General features: G+C 68.9%; 6 protein-coding genes and 1 pseudogene. 2 read left to right on the forward strand and 5 right to left on the reverse strand.

The features are described from left to right. Window positions 1-160: 160 nt before the first annotated feature. The 3 genes from msrQ to ICN82_RS20560 all read right to left on the reverse strand — a co-directional run bounded on the left by msrQ (window position 161) and on the right by ICN82_RS20560 (window position 3,317). Window positions 161-796: a protein-methionine-sulfoxide reductase heme-binding subunit MsrQ gene (msrQ, locus tag ICN82_RS20550; protein ID WP_193187052.1), complete on the reverse strand. Its 636-nt coding sequence runs from the start codon at window positions 794-796 to the stop codon at window positions 161-163. Beyond that, entirely contained in the window at window positions 768-1,688 is a 921-nt protein-coding gene (msrP, locus tag ICN82_RS20555; RefSeq protein ID WP_193187055.1) for a protein-methionine-sulfoxide reductase catalytic subunit MsrP, read from the reverse strand. The genes msrQ and msrP overlap by 29 nt, the downstream gene beginning before the upstream one ends. A 129-nt stretch (window positions 1,689-1,817) precedes the next feature. Further along, window positions 1,818-3,317 carry an FMN-binding glutamate synthase family protein gene (locus tag ICN82_RS20560; RefSeq protein WP_193187058.1) on the reverse strand — a complete coding sequence of 500 codons (1,500 nt, stop codon included), beginning with the start codon at window positions 3,315-3,317 and terminating at the stop codon, window positions 1,818-1,820. Window positions 3,318-3,658: 341 nt separating this feature from the next. Between ICN82_RS20560 and ICN82_RS20565 the strand changes: the two genes are divergently transcribed. Together ICN82_RS20565 and ICN82_RS20570 are read left to right on the forward strand one after the other, a co-directional pair. Beyond that, complete coding sequence (locus tag ICN82_RS20565; protein ID WP_193187061.1) at window positions 3,659-4,153, forward strand: fasciclin domain-containing protein; 495 nt, start codon at window positions 3,659-3,661, stop codon at window positions 4,151-4,153. A gap of 80 nt (window positions 4,154-4,233) precedes the next feature. Further along, window positions 4,234-4,755 carry a nucleoside 2-deoxyribosyltransferase gene (locus tag ICN82_RS20570; protein WP_193187064.1) on the forward strand — a complete coding sequence of 174 codons (522 nt, stop codon included), beginning with the start codon at window positions 4,234-4,236 and terminating at the stop codon, window positions 4,753-4,755. A gap of 7 nt (window positions 4,756-4,762) precedes the next feature. Here ICN82_RS20570 and ICN82_RS20575 read toward each other — a convergent pair whose 3' ends face one another. Further along, window positions 4,763-5,923, reverse strand: coding sequence for an alpha-hydroxy acid oxidase (locus ICN82_RS20575; protein WP_193187067.1), 1,161 nt, complete (start codon window positions 5,921-5,923; stop codon window positions 4,763-4,765). A gap of 157 nt (window positions 5,924-6,080) precedes the next feature. After that, a pseudogene (locus tag ICN82_RS20580) lies at window positions 6,081-6,444 on the reverse strand (dehydrogenase); the annotation flags it as partial.

The raw sequence follows: 6,444 nt of genomic DNA on the forward strand, positions 1-6,444 counted from the left end.
TCTCGCCGCCCCGTTCCGCCGTTCCCGGCCTTCCCGAAGCGCCCCGGAACATCGCCGCCCCGTCGGTGAAGCGCTATCTAAGGAACCACGCCGCAGGCTGCAAGCGCTTTTTGCGGGAAATGTCGCATTTTCTTCATCTGCCCGGAATAAGGTATGAAATTCAGCGATTTGGCGAAGAGCGTTTTCCTGTCGGCAGGAAACGGGCCGCGATGAGCACAATGGCGAGCCCCAGATAGAGCAGAGGTTCCAGCTGCCAGCCCTTGCGCAGCATCACGAAATGCACCGCCCCGAGCAGCACCGCAGGATAGACCAGCCGGTGCAGCCTGCGCCAGGCCCGCCCGCCCATCCTGCGGATGGCGCCGTTCCAGGACGTCGCCGCCAGCGGCAGCAGAAGCAGCAACCCGGCCATGCCCACGGTCACATAGGGGCGCCGGACGATATCTGCCCAGGCCGCCGCCAGCCCCTGCACATCCAGCACCGCCCAGGTGAGCAGGTGGCAGCAGAGATAGAAGAAGGCGACCAGCCCGATCGCCCGGCGGAACCGCATCAGGTTGAGTCCGGCGAGCCGGCGCAGCGGCGTCACCGCCAGACCGGCCAGCAGCGCCCAGAGCGCCCAGAGGCCCAGGCGGTGCTCCACCGCCTCGACCGGCTCGATGCCGATCCGGCCCGTCGCGCCCTGCCAGAACAGCCAGATCACGGGCAGGACGGCCAGCGGATAGACCGGCCATGCCGGAAGGCGCGACAGCCGCTGGCGCAGGCGGGGCGGCTCAGAACTGCCTGGAAAGGTCCATGCCATCGTAAAGCGAGGCCACGTACTGGCCGTATCCGTTGAATTTCTGCGTGGGGATCTTGGCTGCGAAGAAACCGCCGCCGACCCGGCGTTCCTCTGCCTGGCTCCAGCGCGGGTGGTCCACCTCCGGATTCACGTTGGAATAGAACCCGTATTCGCGCGGATTGACCATGTTCCACGTCGCGGGCGGCTGGTCCTCGGTCAGCGTGATCTTCACCACCGACTTGATCGACTTGAACCCGTATTTCCACGGCACGACCAGGCGGATCGGCGCCCCGTTCGGGGCGGGCAGCTCTTCGCCGTACAGCCCCGTGGCCAGGATGGTCAGCGGGTTCATCGCCTCGTCGAGCCTCAGCCCCTCGACATAGGGCCAGGGAATGACGGGGCGGCGGGTGCCGGGCATTTCCTCGGGACGGTAGAGCGTCTCGAAGGCGACGTATTTCGCCGAGGGCTGCACGCCGACCCGCTCCAGCAGTCCCGACAGCTGGAACCCGATCCAGGGCACGACCATCGACCAGGCCTCGACGCAGCGCAGGCGGTAGATGCGCTCCTCCAGGGACTGCCCCTTCAGCACATCCGCCAGGTCATAGCGGCCGGGCTTCTCCACCAGCCCGCCGATCTCCACCGACCAGGGATCGGTCGTCATCTGCCCGGCATGGCGCGCCGGATCGCCCTTGTCGGTGCCGAATTCGTAGAAATTGCAATAGCCGGTGATCTCCTCCAGCGTGTTCGGCTCGGCATTGGTGGAATACTTGCTTTCCACCGCATCGAGCGCCGCGGCAGGCAGGCCCAGCCCGCCCATGCCCAGCATCGCCGCCCCGCCGATCAGCTGGCGGCGGTTCAGGAAATCGGCGCGGGGCGTCACATCGGACCAGCCCAGATCGGGACGGAAGCGCATGGCGGAAACTCCTCGGCTGCGGCTTGCCCCCGAGACTAGGCGCAAGACCGCCGGTTTCCAAAACATATGCGCTCACATTCGCGCAGGCGGGCCGTAACATTCGCGCCCCGCCCGACTGCCGCGCGCGCCTCAGGCGGCGGTGATCTGGGCCTCGGGCACCGGGAACAGCACATCCATGCGCTTGGACCGCCCATTGGGCTGAACGATGCGGACATGGCCGCGGGTCAGCTGGCGCGGGTCGGACACGCCGCAGGAATGGGCGATGATCTCCACCTCATGGGTGATGACCCGCGCATAGGTCGCCACGCGCTCCACCTTGTTTTCCACCACCAGCCCGCGCTGCAGTTCCTTCCTGTGGGTCGTGATGCCGGTCGGGCAGGTGTTCTTGTTGCATTTCAGCGCCTGGATGCAGCCGAGCGCGAACATGAATCCGCGCGCCGAGACGACGAAATCCGCCCCCGCGCACAGGGCCCAGGCGACATCGGCGGGGGTGATCAGCTTGGCGCCCGCGATCAGGCGGATCCGGTGCTGAAGCCCGTATTCGGCGCGGATATCGGCGATGCGCGGCAGGGCCTCGCGGATCGGCATGCCCACCAGGTCCATCAGCGGGGCGGGCGCAGCGCCGGTACCGCCCTCGCCGCCATCGATGGTGATGAAATCCGGCGCGCAATCCAGGCCGCGGCGCAGCACCGCGTCGAAGAGCGGGCGGATCCCGTCGGCGGTGCCGATGCACATCTTCACCCCCGTGGGCTTGCCCGTGACCCGCCGCACCCGCGAGACGAAATCCAGCAGGTCGTCCCAGTCATGCACCTCGGCATGGCGATTGGGCGAATAGCTGTCATGGCCCATCTCGATGCCGCGGATTTCGGCGATCTCGGGGGTGATCTTGTCGCCCGGCAGGATGCCGCCCTTGCCGGGCTTGGCGCCCTGGCTCAGCTTGATCTCGAACATCTTGACCTGCTCGTATCCGGCAATCGCCGACAGCTTGGCCTCGTCGAGATTGCCCTTCGCGTCGCGCACGCCGTATTTGGCGGTCCCGATCTGATAGACCAGGTCGCAGCCCGCCTCCAGGTGATAGGGGCTCAGCCCGCCCTCGCCGGTATTCATCCAGATCCCGGCCTTTTTCGCGCCCCCGGCCAGCGCCCGCACCGCCGGTCTGGAGATCGCGCCATAGCTCATCCCCGAGATGTTGAAGATCGACCGCGCGACATAGGGCTGGTCCGCCCCTTCGCCGATCACCATCGGCGCGGCGGCCGAGGCTTCCTCGTCCAGCGGCGGAAAGGCGGAATTGACGAAGATGGCCGTGCCCGCCAGCTCGATGTTGCGGGTCGATCCGAAGGCAATCATGTTCGAGATGCGGTCGTCGGAGGCGTGGTAGACCCAGTCCCGCTGCGCGCGGTTGAACGGATATTCCTCGCGGTCCATGGCAAAGAAATACTGGCGGAAGAATTCGCCGAGCTTGGTGAAGAGCGTCCGGAACCGGCCGAGGACGGGGTAGTTGCGCCGCACGGCATCGGGGCTGCGGAACCGGTCGATGAAGAAGAAGATCACCCCGAGCGCCACGACCGTGAGCGTCGTCACGGCAAGCAGCAGCTGAAGCAGGGAAAGGGTGCGTTCGATCAGATGCATGGCGGCGTGTTTCCTTGGCCTCGTGTCGGCTCCACAGAACAGGAAGCCTGTGCCGCTTGCAATCGCCGGCGGCCTCGCATCCCCGATCTGGCAGGCCTGGATGACCGGGGCATGACGCCGGGGCCGCGCGCGGGGCGCGATTTCCGCCCCGTCCGCAGGGCACGGCCGATCACGACGCGTCACGAGGATGTGCTTGCCGTCCCCGGCAAGGCCTGCTTGGCGCGGGACCCCGAAGGGTCAAGCCGGGCTCGCGCGAAAGTCAGGCTCAACTTTTTCGCCCGCGGCATCCGTCCCCCCTGCAGCATCCCGCGACGGGATGCCCGATGCAAAGGAGACGACACATGATCCGCACCACCCTGCTCGCCGCCGCCTCTGCCGCTGCCTTCGCGCTTCCGGCGCTGGCCGATCACCACATGGAGGCCAAGAGCATCCCCGAAACGGCCGCCGCTGCCGGGGAATTCGACACGCTGCTGGCCGCCGTCGAGGCTGCGGGCCTGGCGGAAACCCTGTCCGGCGACGGTCCCTTCACCGTCTTCGCCCCCACCGATGACGCCTTTGCCGCGCTGCCCGAAGGCACGGTCGAGGAGCTGCTGATGCCCGAGAACAAGGACAAGCTGGTTCAGATCCTGACCTATCACGTCCTGCCCGGCGCGGTGATGTCCGGCGATATCAGCGGCGAGATGATGCCCGAGACGGTCCAGGGCTCCGCCCTCACGGTCATGCCGACCGAGGATGACGGCGTCATGGTCAACGACGCGACCGTCATCCAGGCCGATATCGAGGCCTCCAACGGCGTGATCCACGCGATCGACACCGTGCTAATGCCCGAAGGCTGACCCGGACGCCCCGGCCGCCATGCCGGGGCTTGCGCATGGCGGCGTCACCGGCCACGGTCCGCGCAAACCACGGAGCCGCCATGCGCATCTATCTCGCCGGACCAGACGTCTTTCACCCCGAAGCCGAGGCGCTTGGCGCCGCAAAGAAGGCGATTTGCGCCGAGTTCGGCCTTCAGGGCGTGTTTCCCCTCGATGAAACCGTGCCGCCGGGCGAGTTCGCGCCGCGCGATCACGGGCTGGCCATCGCCGCCAAGGATATCCGGCTGCTGCGGTCCTGCGATGCGGCGCTGGTCAATCTCTCGCCCTATCTGGGGCCCTCGATGGATGCGGGCACGGCGGTGGAGCTGGGGCTGATCGCCGGGCTGGGGCTGCCCGCCTTCGGCTATTCCTGCGACCCCCGCCCCTTCGAGACCCGCGCCGCGGCGCATCTGCCCGCACCGGGATGGCGCGGAGAAACCTTCGGGCTGTGCGACAACCTGATGGTCGAGGGCGCGCTGGCGGCCTGCGGCGGACGGGTCTTCCTGCCCGCCGCCCCCTGCCCCTTCGAGGACACGGCCGCCTTCCGCCGCGCCGCCGAAGCCCTGGCGCGGCATCCGCGATAGGCCCGGCTCAGCCGATCCGGCGCAGCGCGTCCGCGCCCTCGGCCTTCAGCTCGGCCACCGAATTCATCCCCATCAGCTGCAGCGTGGTGCCGATCTCGCCTGCCAGCATGTCGAAGGCCGCCGCCACGCCGCGGCGCCCCTCGGCCGCCACCGCCCAGGCAAAGGGCCGCCCCATCAGGACGAAATCCGCTCCCAGCGCCAGCGCCTTGACCACGTCGCTGCCGCGGCGGAACCCGCTATCGACATACAGCGCCTTGTCCGGCCCCAGCGCCGCGCGGATCTCGGGGATCAGCTCCACCGTCGAGAGCCCGTGATCCAGCTGCCGACCGCCATGGTTCGACAGCACGATCCCGTCGACCTCCTCGGCCCGGGCGATCTCGGCATCCTCGACATCCGAGATGCCCTTGACGATCAGCCGCCCCTTCCAGCGCTGCCGCAGCCGCCGGATCTTCTCCCAGGTCAGGTTCTTGTCCAGCCGCTGCGACAGCGCCACCGCCTGGGCCAGGGCGCCATTGCCGTATTCCGGCCGCCCCGCGACCAGTTCCACCTGCGGGAAGCCGTTGCGCAGCAGGTCCAGCGCCCAGACCGGCTTTGCCGCGAACTGGCAGAAGAGCCGCGGATCGATACGGGTCACCGAGCGGAAGCCGGTGCGCCCGTCGCGTTCGCGGTTGGAGGTGATGGCGGTGTCCACCGTCACGAAGATCGTGTCCGACCCCGCCGCCTCGGCCGCCGCGACATAGCTGTCGGTCCAGTCGGCGTCGATATCGAGGTAAAGCTGGAACTGCGGCACCTGCCCGCTGCGCCTCGCGATCGTCTGCAGCCCGTTGATGGAAAAGGTCGACAGCACCATCGGCACGCCGCGCGCCGCCGCCTCCTGCGCGATCAGCACATCGCCATCGCGCCGGTAGAGCCCCAGGAACCCGACCGGCCCCGGCCCGAAGGGCAGCGCCTGGCGCCGCCCCAGAACCTCGGTCGACAGATCCGGCGCCCCCAGCGGCCGCAGCACCCGCTGGCGCAGCGCCCAGCCGTCGAAGCCGCTGCGGTTGCGCCGCATCGTGGTTTCCGAGAAGGCCCCGCCCTCGATGTAATCGGCGAAGATGCGCGGCAGGCGGCGGCGGGCGGCGGCGGCGAAATCCTCGATATTCTGGTAACGGCGGGTGAAACTCATGACGGTTCTCCGGACTGGGTCTGTGCGTCTCCCGTGCCACCCGCGAGCGGCCGGGGCAAGCCGGTCCTCCCCCGGGCGGAACCTCGGATCAGGGAACTGGGCCGGCCGCGACCGGCCGGGCCGGGGGCGCGCGGGCGGCCGGGCCGGCCCCCGGCGGTCAAGACGAACAGCGGATCAGGGTCTTCACCCCCGCCGCCTCGCCCGACAGGTGGCGCGCATAGGCGGCGGGCACCTCGCTCAGCGGGATCTCCTCGCCGATCAGTGGATCCAGCGCCGCGCCGAGCCCGGCGATCACCGCGCCGATGCGCTCCAGCTCCGTGCCGAACGCGTGGCAGCCGATCAGCGCCATCTCCTTCTCCACCAGCAGCACCGGGTCCAGATCCAGCCCGCCATGTCCGATCCCGACCAGCCCCAGCGCCCCGCCGGGGCGCAGCCCCTCGGCCAGCGCCCGGATCACCCCCGGCGCGCCGGTCGCGTCCATCGCGTGGCGCGCCGCGGGCAGCGCATCCAGCCGCGCGACA

The organism is Mangrovicoccus algicola (assembly GCF_014903745.1).
Taxonomy (GTDB): Bacteria; Pseudomonadota; Alphaproteobacteria; order Rhodobacterales; family Rhodobacteraceae; genus Mangrovicoccus; species Mangrovicoccus algicola.